The sequence below is a fragment of the Synechococcus sp. MVIR-18-1 genome, assembly GCF_014279835.1.
Lineage (GTDB): Bacteria > Cyanobacteriota > Cyanobacteriia > PCC-6307 > Cyanobiaceae > Synechococcus_C.
Genome location: NZ_CP047942.1, coordinates 2,274,544 through 2,290,080 on the forward strand (window position 1 = coordinate 2,274,544; position 15,537 = coordinate 2,290,080).

Genomic DNA, 15,537 nt, shown 5'->3' on the forward strand with positions numbered 1-15,537 from the left:
TCAGGAAAGAATATCCTTCAAGATGAACGCTCAGTTCCTGACAACGTCTCAATCCGTCCGTCCCGGCGCAATTTCACTTGCAGCTTCAACCAGCCCATCCCAACCGGAAGAGCCGCGCCTAAAGGAAGTAAAGCCCAAAGTGGCCTAGCGCTAGCACCCATCAAAGCGGCTGCCACGGCAAGGCCGCCAAGCAACACCGATTGACCGATCGAATGCTGGGCCGTGACCATTCTCCGAAACTGACGGTCTGATTCACCCATCCGGATCTGGAGTTGCAGATCCCCTTGCTCCAGGCGCTCCAGGCTTTCGTCCAACCGACGCGGAAGGCCAACAGCCCTTGAGCTAATGGCACCGACCTGACGGCCAAATTCATTCAAAAGATCATTGGAGCCAGATCCACTGGAAGTCATGAGCGGCAGCAGATAGGGCTTGGCAATCGCCACAAGGCTAAAGCCGGGATCAAGGCTTTTGCCGACCCCTTCAAAGGTGGAAAGGGCCCGCATCACAAAGATCAGCTCCACAGGCAGGCGAAACGGCTGTCCGTACACCAGTTCGTAAAGGTCTCCCGAGAGTTTTTCAATCACGGAGCTACTGAATGGCGGCGTGAGTGCCTCCTTCAGCATCAGACGCACCAAGCGGCGCACCGGCCCCACATCAACACCAGTGGCGATCACTCCAGCCGCTTGCATCTCATCGACAAGCGAGGCAGCATCCCTTGCAGCGGCAGCTCTCACCATCCCCCCCAAACGCCTGCGTAGACGCTCGGATAGTTGACCCATCATCCCGAAGTCGTAATAGATCAGCGCTCCATCAGCCGCAACCGCCAAATTCCCTGGATGCGGATCGGCATGGAAAAACCCGAATCGCACGAGCTGCTGCAAATAACTAGCTGAGCCGATCTCCGCCACTTTGGAGGGATCAATCCCAGCGTCTAAAAGAGCCGCACGATCGTTGATTTTGATCCCTGGCAAGTAGTCAAGACAGAGCACTCGCCTTGTACTGAGTTCCCAGACCACCCCAGGCACTCGGATGTTCGGATCATCGAGAAACTGCTGTCGAAACCGTGCGGCGTGCTGAGCTTCAAGACGAAAATCAAGCTCTCGGAGCAACACACGCCTGCACTCCTGCGCCATTGCCACCCAGTCGCGCCCACGTCCCCATTTGGGATGACGCTGCAGCACAGCAGCAACCTGCTGCATCACCTCTAGATCCAGCCGAAACACACGCTCCAATCCAGGGCGCTGAATCTTCAGCACCACCTGGCGACCACTGCGAAGACTCGCCCGATGCACCTGGGCCAAAGACGCCGCAGCGATGGGCTGCTCATCTAAATCAATGATTTCTGCGCAGCGGGCACCCAGCTCCTCCTCAAGGACGGACTGGGCACGGTCAAAGGAAAAGGATGGAACACGGTCCTGCAGTGCCGCCAATTCAGAGACCCAACCGGCTGGCAAGACATCAGGCCGAGCCGATAACAACTGACCGAGCTTGATAAACGCCGATCCCAGTTGAAGGAGCTCCTGCGTCAGCCAGCGTGCACGCAACTGCTGGCGCGCTTCACGCCGCTCTGGAGTTGGACCCCCCGGATAGCTGAAGTCTCTGGCATCCCACCACAAAAACAACAGCAGGGTGAGAACAGCACGCCAAATACGTAGTCCGCGGAACGCCCTGCGCAGCAACGCCTTCAAGCGAGTGAACAGGATCACGACCGCTCCTCCATGCGCATCCCTAGTTCAGCGACCCGTGCTCGCAGCTGATCAATCTTGGTTTGCAAGCTCTCCTCCTCAACGGATGAAGCAGGCGAGGACTCCGCATCCACCCCATGTCCAGACCCTTCTCGATCAAGTCTGTCTGCTTCAGCCTTCACTTCTTCCTGAAACAGATCCCATTCCTGGCGAACACGATCGGGCGCATCTTGCACCAACACAGCCAATCCAGCGGCAGCATCAGCCACACCGTGACCCATCCGAGCGATCACACGATGCATCGCCGCTCTGAGCAGAGCATCTCGGGAGGTCATGGCCATTCGTCTCAACCCTGGAACTGTGGCAGATTCAGCCCCCGATCAGCGACGTTCGATCAAGGAGCGGGAGGCGCCTCAATTGGAGTGAAGAAGAGATCTGTTGCCGCCGGTGCGTCTTCAATAACGACGGAATCAACCACCACTGGAGCGTCTAGCTCTACCGCGGGGGTCGGCTGAACCAACTCGGGGGCCTCAGTCGGCAACGCGTTTGGCGCAGCCAAAGGGAGTTCTGGGTCGAGCAGCTCAGTAGGAGCGTCAGCCTCCAACAGAGTCGTTTCGTTCAGGGTTGGCATGTCTTCAAGCGGACGGGGGGCATCCACGAGGGCTTGCTGACTGCGATCACGCTCCATCGCTGCCTCAGCGATGCGCTCAGCCTCCTCTTTCGCTTTGCGCTGCTCCAATTCCTTAGCGAGCTTGGCTTTTTTCAGCGCATTCGCCTGCTTGGATGCCTTCGCATCGATCAATTCTTTGGCCGCGACATCAGCCTCAAGCGTCCCGGTCTCTCCATGTCGAAGCCGCAGCTCCTCGAGGCTTTCCCCTGGGAATGCACGTGCCCTAAAAGACTGGGGCTCAGCCTGGTCCAAGCCAGATCGGATCAAAACAACGCGCTGTGTAATGCCATAACCAAGCGCGAAGCACGCCCCTGCAACGAGGGGACCAACCCAAAAGCGCGGACGCGCCGGACGCTTGGACTTCGGCTTAGAGGCATTGGTCTCGGCGGGCATCAACAGGTCCTCCTCAGCGCAACCATCTTTGCAGCGATGTCCAGGCCTCAGGTGGTGTAGTCGGCATTAATGCGAACGTACTGATCGGAAAGATCGCATCCCCAGGCGATCGCCTGACCTGCACCATCACCAAGAGACAGGCGAATCTGCACCGTGTCATCCACGAGATATTCACCACAAGCGCGTTCACTGAGATAGGCAGACGCTGCAGCCCGATCGAATGACAACGGCTGTCCCTCTGACATCAGCTGGTGAGGGCCAATCCAAAGAGCCACCGCACAGGCGTCAAACGCAACACCTGCACGACCCGCTGCCGCCACGATCCGTCCCCAGTTGGGATCCCTGCCGTGAACTGCCGTTTTGACCAACGACGAGCCACAAATGGTGCGCGCAATCTGTCGCGCCTCCGTCTCTGAATCGGTGCCCTCCACCTGCACTTCCATCAAGCAGGTAGCTCCCTCGCCATCGCGAGCAATCGAGCGAGCCAGATGCTGGGCCACCAAGGTCAACCCCTCCTCTAATGCCTCGAGTTGATCCTCTAGCAGAGACTCTCCTGCCGCGAAGGCCAAGAACGTGTCATTGGTGCTGGTGTCACCATCCACAGTGATGGCGTTAAACGAACGATTCACCGCCCTGCAAACCATGTCTTGCCACAGGTCACAGGGCACAGCGACATCACAACTGAGATAGCCGAGCATCGTGGCCATGTTGGGGTGAATCATCCCGGACCCCTTCGCCATCCCACCGATCCGCACCCGGCGCCCGCCCAACACAGCCTCCAAGGCGATCTGCTTCTCCACCAGATCCGTCGTCAGAATGGCCTGAGCAGCTGCACCACCACCATCAGGGGCTAAGGAGCTCACCAATGGATCCACCGCGGCAAGAAGGGGATCGATCACGATCGGTACACCGATCACCCCGGTCGAGCAAATCAAGACCTCGTCCTGAGATAAACCCAGACGATCTGCAACCGCTTCTGTGATCAGAAGGCTGTCGGCAAGACCCCGATCACCGGTACAAGCATTGGCCTGCCCGGAATTGGTCACCACGGCTCGCACGCGACCGGACGTCACTTGCAGACGATCCGCACAAAGATCCACGCAGGCGGCGCGGACAATGGATGTGGTGAAGGTACCAGCACAGACCGCAGCCTCTGGTGCCAGCAAAAGGGAGAGGTCAGGTTTTCCAGATGGCTTGAGACCTGCGCTTAAGCCCGCCGCCTTGAAGCCGGAGGGAGCAGTGATTCCTCCGGAGATTGGAGACCAGATCACAGATTCCGTCATTGATCAGGGAGCAAAACCAACCGAGCAGCTCTTTCTATGCTTTTTACGACGGCATCGCCCAGCTCTGGAAGAGACGGCAAGGTCATACTTTCAAGGGACGAACCCCTTTCCTTGAGTGAAAGACAACGCTGGGAAGGACGGCACCGGCGCATCGGCCTAACAGGTGGCATCGCCAGTGGAAAAAGCAGCGTTGGCGAGTACCTAGCAACGATTGGTCTACCGGTTCTGGATGCCGACGCCTATGCCCGCAGGGCTCTATCCAACGGAACCCAAGCTGCTGAAGCAGTCCTACAGCGGTATGGAAGCCGGGTGAAATACCCATTGGATTCCATCAGTGCTGAGCATGTTCCATCCCGACCTATCAACCGCAGCGCCCTAGGGCAAATCGTGTTCAACGACCCTGAGGAACGGAAATGGTTAGAGCAGCTGATCCATCCCATCGTTTTAGACAGCTTCGAAAAGGAGATTGCTCAGCAACCAAAAACAACAGCCTTGGTGCTGATGATTCCTTTGCTCTTTGAAGCCAGTCTGCAAACGATGTGTTCAGAGATATGGGTCGTGCACTGTGACCCAGAACAGCAATTGCAGCGGTTATGCAGGCGCGATGGGTTGGATGAATCGACTGCTTTGGCGCGGATCAAGTCGCAATGGCCCCTCAGTGAGAAATGTCAACGCGCCGATCTCGTGCTCGACAACAGCAGTGATCATGACGTTTGGAAGAGACAAATCACGTCACAACTCAATCAATTCAACTGAGCTCCTCGGCTTCTGACCCACTACCAGAAGAACTGTTTTAGGTGAATGAGTCCACCCTGTGATCAAGATCACAGCACCGCTTGATCCTGGTCATCACTTCAGACATTGATTCGGGAGATGGTGTGTTCATCGGGGAAACAACACCCCAATCACTCACACCAACTTCAAAATCATGGCTTTCAAATTCCTCATGCCCTGGGAACAATCCTTTCAAGGCAATAATGCAAATGACACAGTCCTCAACTTTGGAGGAAGCAACAAAAGCATCAATGTTGGAGAAGGAGACAACCTCGTCTACAGCATTGGGAATAACACTGAAGCAACCTCAGGCAATGGTGACGATACGTTCGTGATGCTTGGTAGCGACCAAACAATTAAATCAACAGGTGGAGACAACTGGGTCCTGACTGGCTATGGAGACGACACCATCAGCTTGGGTGGAGGCGATGACAGCGTTACTTCCTTTGGCGGTAATAACACCATCGGGACCGGAGACGGTGATGACCGCATCACAACAGGGAATGGCAGAGATTGGCTGATTGGCGGCGGCGGTGATGATGTCCTGAGTGCAGGGGGTGGCTTTAATTACATGAATGGTGGAGAAGGCGACGACACTCTTATTGGTAAGGGAACAGTTATGGATGCCATGACTGGTGGAAGTGGCGCTGATCTTTTTGATATCTCTGAGGCCCAGGGCGATGTTCAAATCAATGATTTCTCTTTTGCAGAAGGTGATGTATTGAGAATGGATGAATCAATTTTTGGAGCTGCCTTCTATACAGGATCACTCCAGCAAGGCAATGATGCTGTTGTTGACTACAGCGGAGGAACAATTACTGTTAAAGGCTTCTTCTCAGAAGGCGGGATTAACATCAATCAAATCGAATTAGTCTAATCCACGGCTTCTGTTCCCATCATTGATAGCTTTCACTTCGGTTCATACAACTGAGAAAATCAGCAAGTCTAGGCATTAACATTGTTCTTCTATCTAAATGCTTACCAAACTCCGCCACGAGCGGAGTTTTTTTAATGCCTGACTGAACCTGTGACCAAGATCACAACACCGCTTGATCCAGCTCATCACCTCAGCCGTTGATTCGAAAGATGGTGTGTTCATCGGGGGAAACGACACCCCCAACACTCACACCTCTTTCACCGATGACTTCCATCAAAACCATCGCTGCTGCTTCCCTCGCCGCTGGACTCTCCCTTCTCTCTGTCTCAGGCAATGCCGCCCAAGCCAACCCGTTCAATACCTTCGGAGATGCCGGTGGCTGTGATTCCCTATCAGCCGGTGCATTCGAACCAGGCTTTGGTGGTGGTTTCGTATCAGGTCGCGATTGCGGAGATCACCGCGAGTGGGCCTCTGATGAGGCCCGCCGCGACCGCCGGCACTCCACACAGTCCCAACTCATCGGACTAGGCGGTGGGCTCATCGGTCACATCATCAACAACAGCCAACAGAGGCAGCAACACCAACCTGTACGCCCTTCCAATGACCTAGCCCTCATCCAGCAGCAGCAAGAAATCGAGCTGCTCAAAATGAAACTTCAGCTGCAGCAACAGCAGAGCAACAACGGCTATCGCACCGTGAGCAATACCTATCCACCCGCTGTTCAGCCCGTCTATCGCCAAGCCGGCTACGGACACATACAGCAAACCTCCTATCAGCGAACTGCTTATCCACAGCCTGTCTATCAACAGCCCGCTTCCCAACGCCCTAACTACCAACAGCCTGCTTACCAGCAGCCACAACCTCGCTTTCACTACTGATCTCTGCAATAAGTCACTGCCCCCCCCCCCGCCATCAGCGGTAGGGGGTTGGGTTATTGCTGATCTCAACCACTGAATTCAAGGCGTTCTTTTGAGCTTTTTGGAGATACACCTGCTGCGCTGCAGTGCTTTATGCGGCCCTGTGACCAAGATCACAACACCGCTTGATCCAGCTCATCACCTCAGCCATTGATTCGAAAGATGGTGTGTTCATCGGGGGAAACGACACCCCCAACACTCACACCTCTTTCACCGATGACTTCCATCAAAACCATCGCTGCTGCTTCCCTCGCCGCTGGACTCTCCCTTCTCTCTGTCTCAGGCAATGCCGCCCAAGCCAACCCGTTCAATACCTTCGGAGATGCCGGTGGCTGTGATTCCCTATCAGCCGGTGCATTCGAACCAGGCTTTGGTGGTGGTTTCGTATCAGGTCGCGATTGCGGAGATCCCCGCGAGTGGGCCTCTGATGAGGCCCGCCGCGACCGCCGGCACTCCACACAGTCCCAACTCATCGGACTAGGCGGTGGGCTCATCGGTCACATCATCAACAACAGCCAACAGAGGCAGCAACACCAACCTGTACGCCCTTCCAATGACCTAGCCCTCATCCAGCAGCAGCAAGAAATCGAGCTGCTCAAAATGAAACTTCAGCTGCAGCAACAGCAGAGCAACAACGGCTATCGCACCGTGAGCAATACCTATCCACCCGCTGTTCAGCCCGTCTATCGCCAAGCCGGCTACGGACACATACAGCAAACCTCCTATCAGCGAACTGCTTATCCACAGCCTGTCTATCAACAGCCCGCTTCCCAACGCCCTAACTACCAACAGCCTGCTTACCAGCAGCCACAACCTCGCTTTCACTACTGATCTCTGCAATAAGTCACTGCCCCACCCCCCGCCATCAGCGGTAGGGGGTTGGGTTATTGCTGATCTCAACCACTGAATTCAAGGCGTTCTTTTGAGCTTTTTGGAGATACACCTGCTGCGCTGCAGTGCTTTATGCGGCCCTGTGACCAAGATCACAGCACCGCTTGATCCAGCTCATCACCTCAGCCGTTGATTCGAAAGATGGTGTGTTCATCGGGGGAAACGACACCCCCAACACTCACACCTCTTTCACCGATGACTTCCATCAAAACCATCGCTGCTGCTTCCCTCGCCGCTGGACTCTCCCTTCTCTCTGTCTCAGGCAATGCCGCCCAAGCCAACCCGTTCAATACCTTCGGAGATGCCGGTGGCTGTGATTCCCTATCAGCCGGTGCATTCGAACCAGGCTTTGGTGGTGGTTTCGTATCAGGTCGCGATTGCGGAGATCACCGCGAGTGGGCCTCTGATGAGGCCCGCCGCGACCGCCGGCACTCCACACAGTCCCAACTCATCGGACTAGGCGGTGGGCTCATCGGTCACATCATCAACAACAGCCAACAGAGGCAGCAACACCAACCTGTACGCCCTTCCAATGACCTAGCCCTCATCCAGCAGCAGCAAGAAATCGAGCTGCTCAAAATGAAACTTCAGCTGCAGCAACAGCAGAGCAACAACGGCTATCGCACCGTGAGCAATACCTATCCACCCGCTGTTCAGCCCGTCTATCGCCAAGCCGGCTACGGACACATACAGCAAACCTCCTATCAGCGAACTGCTTATCCACAGCCTGTCTATCAACAGCCCGCTTCCCAACGCCCTAACTACCAACAGCCTGCTTACCAGCAGCCACAACCTCGCTTTCACTACTGATCTCTGCAATAAGTCACTGCCCCACCCCCCGCCATCAGCGGTAGGGGGTTGGGTTATTGCTGATCTCAACCACTGAATTCAAGGCGTTCTTTTGAGCTTTTTGGAGATACACCTGCTGCGCTGCAGTGCTTTATGCGGCCCTGTGACCAAGATCACAGCACCGCTTGATCCAGCTCATCACCTCAGCCGTTGATTCGAAAGATGGTGTGTTCATCGGGGGAAACGACACCCCCAACACTCACACCTCTTTCACCGATGACTTCCATCAAAACCATCGCTGCTGCTTCCCTCGCCGCTGGACTCTCCCTTCTCTCTGTCTCAGGCAATGCCGCCCAAGCCAACCCGTTCAATACCTTCGGAGATGCCGGTGGCTGTGATTCCCTATCAGCCGGTGCATTCGAACCAGGCTTTGGTGGTGGTTTCGTATCAGGTCGCGATTGCGGAGATCACCGCGAGTGGGCCTCTGATGAGGCCCGCCGCGACCGCCGGCACTCCACACAGTCCCAACTCATCGGACTAGGCGGTGGGCTCATCGGTCACATCATCAACAACAGCCAACAGAGGCAGCAACACCAACCTGTACGCCCTTCCAATGACCTAGCCCTCATCCAGCAGCAGCAAGAAATCGAGCTGCTCAAAATGAAACTTCAGCTGCAGCAACAGCAGAGCAACAACGGCTATCGCACCGTGAGCAATACCTATCCACCCGCTGTTCAGCCCGTCTATCGCCAAGCCGGCTACGGACACATACAGCAAACCTCCTATCAGCGAACTGCTTATCCACAGCCTGTCTATCAACAGCCCGCTTCCCAACGCCCTAACTACCAACAGCCTGCTTACCAGCAGCCACAACCTCGCTTTCACTACTGATCTCTGCAATAAGTCACTGCCCCACCCCCCGCCATCAGCGGTAGGGGGTTGGGTTATTGCTGATCTCAACCACTGAATTCAAGGCGTTCTTTTGAGCTTTTTGGAGATACACCTGCTGCGCTGCAGTGCTTTATGCGGCCCTGTGACCAAGATCACAGCACCGCTTGATCCAGCTCATCACCTCAGCCGTTGATTCGAAAGATGGTGTGTTCATCGGGGGAAACGACACCCCCAACACTCACACCTCTTTCACCGATGACTTCCATCAAAACCATCGCTGCTGCTTCCCTCGCCGCTGGACTCTCCCTTCTCTCTGTCTCAGGCAATGCCGCCCAAGCCAACCCGTTCAATACCTTCGGAGATGCCGGTGGCTGTGATTCCCTATCAGCCGGTGCATTCGAACCAGGCTTTGGTGGTGGTTTCGTATCAGGTCGCGATTGCGGAGATCACCGCGAGTGGGCCTCTGATGAGGCCCGCCGCGACCGCCGGCACTCCACACAGTCCCAACTCATCGGACTAGGCGGTGGGCTCATCGGTCACATCATCAACAACAGCCAACAGAGGCAGCAACACCAACCTGTACGCCCTTCCAATGACCTAGCCCTCATCCAGCAGCAGCAAGAAATCGAGCTGCTCAAAATGAAACTTCAGCTGCAGCAACAGCAGAGCAACAACGGCTATCGCACCGTGAGCAATACCTATCCACCCGCTGTTCAGCCCGTCTATCGCCAAGCCGGCTACGGACACATACAGCAAACCTCCTATCAGCGAACTGCTTATCCACAGCCTGTCTATCAACAGCCCGCTTCCCAACGCCCTAACTACCAACAGCCTGCTTACCAGCAGCCACAACCTCGCTTTCACTACTGATCTCTGCAGGATGCTGGGAGGTTCTTGCTTGATTACTTCGGATGATCATGCTGACAAAACAAGGGCTTTGGCATCACTATGGAAACTGAAAATCTGAGAAATCTAGCCAACATTCCAAAAAGGATAAAATTTGATCTAATGACTTCAACAAAAGGACTTACCTTGTTCACGGCGAGCCTTGTCTTAGGCATCAGCATCACTGGACTTGCTGCCCATGCTCAGATTCCATACGAGCTTCAACAACAGCAGAATCAGCTGGAAATCGATCGCCTGAGGCGACAGCTGGACACCCCGAACATTGGTATCCCGCAAGGCGGGATACCAACCAAAGCAACACCTCGGAGCTTTAGCTCAATCGACGCACGCTCCATTCAGCGAAGTGTCAACCTCGCCCGAGATATAGCCATCAGAATCAATGGAGGATTAAGTCAATATCGACCTGCAGGATGCATGTTTAAGGGCAGCGATCAGAACCCTTGCATCGCCCAAAGCGGCCCCCAAGGCATTCTGTTCGAAATCCCAGGAGGCCCTCCTGGATGGGAGGAAGCCAGAGTGCTCCCAAGAATTATGACCGTCCTGCTTATCTCTCCAGACGGAAGAGCATTGCTGCAAACGATCTCAAACATCGCTCTCCCGGTTCAACAACCAAATCCAAATGGCTACCCCTATCAACAAGGAATTCATCCACAACGCTAAATCACTTTTTCAGAAGTGATCTCATCTCTCTTCTTAACAGCATCGAGACAAAACCTTCAATGATCAGAACCTCTAGCTATCTCTAACATTTTGCCCTATAAATTCCCTTGAGTAAGGCTCAACCCAATCCATATATTATTCAATCATTCACAGAGTTATGATGCAGTGCCTGAATCGGAGGTGGCACTGCTCCTAAAAATCAGCCTTTGAGCTTTTGACTGAGAATCTGATTGGCCAATTTGGGATCAGCCTTGCCGCCGGTTTTCTTCATCAGCTGACCAACAAAGAAGCCTTGCAGTTTGTTCTTTCCGCCCCGAAAGGCTTCCACCTCATCAGGGTGGGCGGCAAGAAGCTCTTCCACGATCGCGGTAATCGCCGCGGGATCACTAATCATTCCCAGTCCACGTTCCTCCACAATCGCCTTGGGGGAACCACCCTTCTCAAGAAGCTCGGGGAGAATCTCCTTGGCGATCTTGCCGCTGATCTTGCCGCCATCGATCAGCTTGATCATCTCTGCAAGCTGTTCAGGACGGAAAGCCAATTCAACGAAATTCAGGCGATTGCTATTCACATAGGCGGCAATATCACCGGTAATCCAATTCGCCGACAGCTTGGGGTCCGCACCGCCTGCCACCACGGTTTCGAAATACTGCGCCATCGAACGTTCGTCGGTCAGCACACGCGCGTCGTACTGAGATAGCCCAAGGGCATCGGCATAACGATGCCGCTTGGCCGATGGAAGCTCAGGAAGTTCACTCCTCCAGGCTTCGCGCTGATCCGCACTCACCTCAATCGGGCCAAGATCAGGATCAGGGAAATAGCGGTAATCACTCGCTCCCTCCTTGCTGCGCATGCTCTTGGTGAGCTGTTTGCTCTCATCCCAAAGGCGCGTTTCCTGAACAATCGGTTCACCACCCTCATAGGCCTTGATCTGACGCTGAATCTCGTATTCGCAAGCCTTCTGGATCGCCGAAAACGAGTTCATGTTCTTGATCTCCACCTTCGTGCCGAAGGGTGCATCGGGGCCCCGTCGCACGGAGATATTGACGTCACAGCGCAGGGAGCCCTCCTGCATATTTCCATCACTCACTCCGATGTAGCGCATGATCCTGCGGATCTCAGATGCGTATTCCGCCGCTTCCCGGCCGTTGCGCAAATCGGGCTTGCTCACGATCTCGGCTAGGGCTACACCCGCTCGGTTGTAGTCGACCAGCGAATGCGTAGAGCCCGCCAGGCGATCGCTTCCGGCATGAACCAACTTGCCTGCATCTTCCTCCATATGCAGGCGCTCGATTCCGATCTTTTTCAGGTAGGTGTCTTTGCCTTTCTCAGCAACCTCCACCTCGATCCAACCCTCTTCTGCAATGGGCTGATCGAATTGAGTGATTTGATAATTTTTCGGCAAGTCTGGATAAAAATATTGCTTGCGATCAAATTTGCAGTGCTCAGCAATGTTCAGGTTCAGTCCCATCGCGGCCTTAACGGCGTACTCGAGCACTTTTCGATTCAAAACCGGAAGCGTGCCCGGCAAGCCGCACACCACTGGGTCGATGTGAGTGTTGGGGTCATCCCCGTAGGCAGTAGATGCCGAAGTAAAAATTTTGCTGTTGGTGCCCAACTGCACATGGGTCTCAAGACCAATCACGGCCTCCCAAGGCAAAAGGGTTGCTACAGGGTTGGCCATCTGCCGTAAGAGCCTTCGTATCGGCCAATTCTATGAAACAGGGGCTGCGGATAAGCTAGTTTCCTTCGCATGCGACCAACACAACTTTTTTAGAGGTGATTGCACCAGCATCAAAACAGACAAAGCTTTACAAAATATCCTGCCACGATTGATCAAAAAACTACAAATATAGTTTCTAATGCTTTGCAGAGACGATTGGCCAAGTCCAGAAAAGCCAAAAACAACCCAACGCACGCAAGAAAATCACTTAGCCAAAGAAACAGGGTTACTACTCAAGCAATAAGAAAATACCACTAGGCCGTCAGAAGCAAGATTAATTATGCATCTCCTTTCAAAACTTTTTGCTGCTGATTGCGATACTTTTCCAACACCTGATTGCGTATATTGTTACGAGCGCCTTCTTTAATCAAATAAGTAAGGATTGCCTCTGCGGTACCAGGATTGGTCGCAAATGGGATTTGATAAACGTCACAAAGCCTTCCCAAAGCCTCAATATCAGCATGATGCGGATGAGCCGAAAGAGGATCCCTAAAGAAAATAATTCCACACACATTATCGGTTGAAACCAAGGTGCCAATCGCTTGATCACCGCCCAAAGGGCCAGAAGCAACTTTTCTCCCAAGAACAAGTCCTGTCTCTTTATAGAGCATCATCCCAGTTGTACCAGTTGCTACCAGAGGGAATCGGCCGATAACATCAGAATGCTGCTTAACAAACTCTGCCAATGAGCTTTTCATTTCATTGTGAGCAATCAAAGCGAGATATTTTCTATCGTCTTTAAAAAGAAGTCCTTGCTTCTGCTCTCTACGCTTGGAACCAATGGCATTAAAATAATTTCTAAACTTTAACGCAAAACCAGAGGCACTACGGATAAATTTTGCATAGTCTTCAAGGGTGAAAACAGCAACAACAGACGAATCGACTGCCTGTACAGTCGCAGAGCGAGCACCTTCATGCGAAAACATACTTTCGCCAAAGAAATCACCCACCTCGATTTCGCCAATCTGTATGCCTTCTACAAGCACACGCGCCTTGCCACTAAGCATATACATCAAACAATCTGCAGGCTCCCCTTCCTCCATGACCGGCGAATCTATTTCAACCTTTTGGCAAGTTAAATAGTCCGAAAAAACTTGTATCTCTTCGCCAGTGAAATACTCCTTCAGCTCACTATTGGCAATTAGAACTTCATAAACAAGAGATGGATTCATTTCATTGAAATTAATACCCTTCAACATAGCGACAAGATCTATATACACCACTCTCCCTTGTCACGTCGAAGCGTCTGTTGCGATGTTCCGACTTCAAAGCCTCTCCAATCAGGTTGAACACTAGTCAGTGCTCTCACCAAATCATCGTTCAATCCACCCCAACCCCATCCCATTGATGAAAAAAACGTCATCCTGTTGAAGAAATTCGATCTTGTGAAGCTGCCGAATCAACCATGAGCAATAAGCAAGTGCTGATCCTTGGCGGCGGACTGATGGGCCTAGCCATAGCTCATCAGCTGGCCCGGCGTGGCCGTGCCGTTACCGTCTTAAGTCGTCGACGCAGCGAAGCCGCAGGTTTTGTCGCAGCTGGCATGCTGGCCCCCCATGCCGAAGGATTACGCGGCAACCTGTTGCAGCTTGGCCAACTGAGCCTGGAGCGCATTCCCCGCTGGGTGGCGCAGATTGAAGCTGATAGTGGGCTCCCCTGCGGCCTACGCGCCACTGGGATTGTGGTGCCCTTCCGAGATGCAACCGAGCGGAATCGCTATCCAACGGCCGCCTTTGGGGAAGCCCTCAACAGACAACGCCTCGAACAGCTGCTACCTGGCATCGCACCGGCCTGGGAGGCCGGTCTGCTGTTTGACCAGGACGGACAAATCGACAACCGCCGCCAACTCATGCGCGCCTTGGAGAGTGCCTGTGTGGACCGGGGTGTGCACTTCCAAGAAGGCGTGGAAGTTCTCAAACTCCTGAAACAAGACGGTCGCCTCCATGGCGTTCGAACCCGTGATTCAGAAGGCCAGCTCTCGACGCTGAACTGCACAACGGCCGTTCTCTGCAGCGGAGCCTGGAGTGCCCAGCTTCTTCCTGAATTGCCGGTGTTTCCAGTAAAGGGACAGATGGTGTCACTACAGACCCCAAGAGGCGCTCTCAAACACGTGATTTTCGGTCCGGGCACCTACCTGGTTCCTCGAGAGGATGGTCTTGTGGTCGCAGGAGCGACCTCAGAGCCAGAAGCTGGCTTTGATGAAGGATTAACGCCCCAAGGGCAACAACGTCTCAACAAAGGGATAGCAGCACTGCTTCCCGATGCGGTGAACTGGCCACCGATGGAGCGTTGGTGGGGATTTCGTCCCTGCACTCCAGACGAGGGCCCGCTGCTGGGACAAGGCCCAATCCCTGGGCTTTGGCTGGCCTGCGGCCATCACCGCAATGGCGTGTTGCTAGCCGCAATCACAACAGAGTTGTTGGCTGACGCCATTACCGGTTATGCCACAAGTACTGAAGCCGTGAGCCTGCTCAGCGCCTTCCGCTGGAACCGATTCAGTAACTGAATCGCAGAAAAAAGCCCCCGAGGATCCATCCCGAGGGCAAGCAGGCAAGAAACCTATGAGAACGAAGAACGATCAGCCTTCAACGCGCCAGCCTTGATCAGAAGGCGTCCAATCGCTCAATTCAGAAGGCTGGAACCAAAGCCCAATTTCAAACGCAGCAGTTTCTGGTGCATCAGAACCGTGAATCACATTGCGGCCGATGTTGATGGCCAAGTCACCACGGATGGTGCCTGGCTCAGCTTCCAAAGGCTTGGTGGCACCAATCAGCTTGCGCGCGCTTGTAATCACACCATCGCCTTCCCAGACCATGGCCACCACAGGGCCTGATGTGATGAAGTCGACCAAGCCCGCAAAGAAGGGACGTTCTTTGTGCACTCCGTAGTGCTGTTCAGCCAGCTCACGGCTTGGGGTGAGCTGCTTCAGCCCCACCAACTTGAAGCCCTTGCGCTCAAAGCGACCCAGGATCTCGCCGACAAGACCGCGTTGAACGCCGTCGGGCTTGATAGCAATAAAAGAGCGTTCGGCAGCCATAACGTTGAAAAAACCGTCGTCATCGTCAACGCCAGATGCCC

At 54.1% G+C, this 15,537-nt stretch carries 16 protein-coding genes; 9 read left to right on the top strand and 7 right to left on the bottom strand.

From position 1 onward, the window contains the following. Positions 1-17 precede the first annotated feature (17 nt). Genes SynMVIR181_RS12320 through argJ form a run of 4 tightly spaced genes read right to left on the bottom strand, consistent with a single transcriptional unit; the run spans position 18 to position 4,031 of the window. Complete coding sequence (locus tag SynMVIR181_RS12320; RefSeq protein WP_186589428.1) at positions 18-1,706, bottom strand: AarF/ABC1/UbiB kinase family protein; 1,689 nt, start codon at positions 1,704-1,706, stop codon at positions 18-20. Then, positions 1,703-2,020 carry a hypothetical protein gene (locus tag SynMVIR181_RS12325; protein ID WP_186590678.1) on the bottom strand — a complete coding sequence of 106 codons (318 nt, stop codon included), beginning with the start codon at positions 2,018-2,020 and terminating at the stop codon, positions 1,703-1,705. The genes SynMVIR181_RS12320 and SynMVIR181_RS12325 overlap by 4 nt, the downstream gene beginning before the upstream one ends. Positions 2,021-2,079: 59 nt before the next feature. Then, on the bottom strand, positions 2,080-2,748 hold the full coding sequence (locus SynMVIR181_RS12330; RefSeq protein ID WP_186589429.1) for a hypothetical protein: 669 nt from the start codon (positions 2,746-2,748) through the stop codon (positions 2,080-2,082). A 47-nt stretch (positions 2,749-2,795) separates the two neighbouring features. Then, on the bottom strand, positions 2,796-4,031 hold the full coding sequence (argJ, locus tag SynMVIR181_RS12335; RefSeq protein ID WP_186589430.1) for a bifunctional glutamate N-acetyltransferase/amino-acid acetyltransferase ArgJ: 1,236 nt from the start codon (positions 4,029-4,031) through the stop codon (positions 2,796-2,798). Between the two features lie 111 nt (positions 4,032-4,142). On the opposite strand from argJ, the gene coaE reads away from it, so the two are divergent. The 8 genes from coaE to SynMVIR181_RS12375 all read left to right on the top strand — a co-directional run bounded on the left by coaE (position 4,143) and on the right by SynMVIR181_RS12375 (position 10,736). After that, positions 4,143-4,787, top strand: a complete 645-nt coding sequence (gene coaE / locus SynMVIR181_RS12340; RefSeq protein ID WP_255444310.1) for a dephospho-CoA kinase — start codon at positions 4,143-4,145, stop codon at positions 4,785-4,787. 172 nt (positions 4,788-4,959) lie between these two features. After that, positions 4,960-5,682 (top strand): calcium-binding protein, encoded by a 723-nt coding sequence (locus SynMVIR181_RS12345; protein ID WP_186589432.1) that lies wholly within the window; start codon positions 4,960-4,962, stop codon positions 5,680-5,682. A 263-nt stretch (positions 5,683-5,945) separates the two neighbouring features. Continuing rightward, positions 5,946-6,560 carry a hypothetical protein gene (locus tag SynMVIR181_RS12350; protein ID WP_186589433.1) on the top strand — a complete coding sequence of 205 codons (615 nt, stop codon included), beginning with the start codon at positions 5,946-5,948 and terminating at the stop codon, positions 6,558-6,560. A gap of 255 nt (positions 6,561-6,815) precedes the next feature. After that, positions 6,816-7,430, top strand: a complete 615-nt coding sequence (locus SynMVIR181_RS12355; RefSeq protein WP_186589434.1) for a hypothetical protein — start codon at positions 6,816-6,818, stop codon at positions 7,428-7,430. 255 nt (positions 7,431-7,685) lie between these two features. Continuing rightward, positions 7,686-8,300 carry a hypothetical protein gene (locus SynMVIR181_RS12360; RefSeq protein WP_186589433.1) on the top strand — a complete coding sequence of 205 codons (615 nt, stop codon included), beginning with the start codon at positions 7,686-7,688 and terminating at the stop codon, positions 8,298-8,300. A 255-nt stretch (positions 8,301-8,555) separates the two neighbouring features. After that, positions 8,556-9,170 (top strand): hypothetical protein, encoded by a 615-nt coding sequence (locus SynMVIR181_RS12365; protein WP_186589433.1) that lies wholly within the window; start codon positions 8,556-8,558, stop codon positions 9,168-9,170. Between the two features lie 255 nt (positions 9,171-9,425). After that, positions 9,426-10,040, top strand: coding sequence for a hypothetical protein (locus SynMVIR181_RS12370; protein ID WP_186589433.1), 615 nt, complete (start codon positions 9,426-9,428; stop codon positions 10,038-10,040). Positions 10,041-10,178: 138 nt separating this feature from the next. After that, positions 10,179-10,736, top strand: a complete 558-nt coding sequence (locus SynMVIR181_RS12375) for a hypothetical protein (RefSeq protein ID WP_186589435.1) — start codon at positions 10,179-10,181, stop codon at positions 10,734-10,736. 199 nt (positions 10,737-10,935) lie between these two features. Here the strand turns inward: SynMVIR181_RS12375 and gatB are convergent, their stop codons facing one another. Further along, complete coding sequence (gatB, locus tag SynMVIR181_RS12380) at positions 10,936-12,420, bottom strand: Asp-tRNA(Asn)/Glu-tRNA(Gln) amidotransferase subunit GatB (protein WP_186589436.1); 1,485 nt, start codon at positions 12,418-12,420, stop codon at positions 10,936-10,938. A 317-nt stretch (positions 12,421-12,737) separates the two neighbouring features. Continuing rightward, positions 12,738-13,631, bottom strand: coding sequence for a methylglyoxal synthase (locus SynMVIR181_RS12385; RefSeq protein ID WP_222929415.1), 894 nt, complete (start codon positions 13,629-13,631; stop codon positions 12,738-12,740). 233 nt (positions 13,632-13,864) lie between these two features. Here SynMVIR181_RS12385 and thiO point away from each other — a divergent pair, with 233 nt between their 5' ends. Then, entirely contained in the window at positions 13,865-14,965 is a 1,101-nt protein-coding gene (thiO, locus tag SynMVIR181_RS12390; protein WP_186589437.1) for a glycine oxidase ThiO, read from the top strand. 72 nt (positions 14,966-15,037) lie between these two features. Here thiO and ndk read toward each other — a convergent pair whose 3' ends face one another. Continuing rightward, positions 15,038-15,496, bottom strand: a complete 459-nt coding sequence (ndk, locus tag SynMVIR181_RS12395) for a nucleoside-diphosphate kinase (RefSeq protein WP_186589438.1) — start codon at positions 15,494-15,496, stop codon at positions 15,038-15,040. Positions 15,497-15,537: the final 41 nt, after the last annotated feature.

What these genes read in the sequence shown, in the direction of transcription:
- gatB (WP_186589436.1), bottom strand. Translation starts at nt 12,420, where the DNA reads ATGGCCAACCCTGTAGCAACCCTTTTGCCTTGGGAGGCCGTGATTGGT.
- SynMVIR181_RS12370 (WP_186589433.1), top strand. Translation starts at nt 9,426, where the DNA reads ATGACTTCCATCAAAACCATCGCTGCTGCTTCCCTCGCCGCTGGACTC.
- argJ (WP_186589430.1), bottom strand. Translation starts at nt 4,031, where the DNA reads ATGACGGAATCTGTGATCTGGTCTCCAATCTCCGGAGGAATCACTGCT.
- SynMVIR181_RS12330 (WP_186589429.1), bottom strand. Translation starts at nt 2,748, where the DNA reads ATGCCCGCCGAGACCAATGCCTCTAAGCCGAAGTCCAAGCGTCCGGCG.
- SynMVIR181_RS12375 (WP_186589435.1), top strand. Translation starts at nt 10,179, where the DNA reads ATGACTTCAACAAAAGGACTTACCTTGTTCACGGCGAGCCTTGTCTTA.
- SynMVIR181_RS12360 (WP_186589433.1), top strand. Translation starts at nt 7,686, where the DNA reads ATGACTTCCATCAAAACCATCGCTGCTGCTTCCCTCGCCGCTGGACTC.
- ndk (WP_186589438.1), bottom strand. Translation starts at nt 15,496, where the DNA reads ATGGCTGCCGAACGCTCTTTTATTGCTATCAAGCCCGACGGCGTTCAA.
- SynMVIR181_RS12345 (WP_186589432.1), top strand. Translation starts at nt 4,960, where the DNA reads ATGGCTTTCAAATTCCTCATGCCCTGGGAACAATCCTTTCAAGGCAAT.
- thiO (WP_186589437.1), top strand. Translation starts at nt 13,865, where the DNA reads ATGAGCAATAAGCAAGTGCTGATCCTTGGCGGCGGACTGATGGGCCTA.
- SynMVIR181_RS12365 (WP_186589433.1), top strand. Translation starts at nt 8,556, where the DNA reads ATGACTTCCATCAAAACCATCGCTGCTGCTTCCCTCGCCGCTGGACTC.
- SynMVIR181_RS12350 (WP_186589433.1), top strand. Translation starts at nt 5,946, where the DNA reads ATGACTTCCATCAAAACCATCGCTGCTGCTTCCCTCGCCGCTGGACTC.
- SynMVIR181_RS12355 (WP_186589434.1), top strand. Translation starts at nt 6,816, where the DNA reads ATGACTTCCATCAAAACCATCGCTGCTGCTTCCCTCGCCGCTGGACTC.
- SynMVIR181_RS12385 (WP_222929415.1), bottom strand. Translation starts at nt 13,631, where the DNA reads ATGAATCCATCTCTTGTTTATGAAGTTCTAATTGCCAATAGTGAGCTG.
- SynMVIR181_RS12325 (WP_186590678.1), bottom strand. Translation starts at nt 2,020, where the DNA reads ATGACCTCCCGAGATGCTCTGCTCAGAGCGGCGATGCATCGTGTGATC.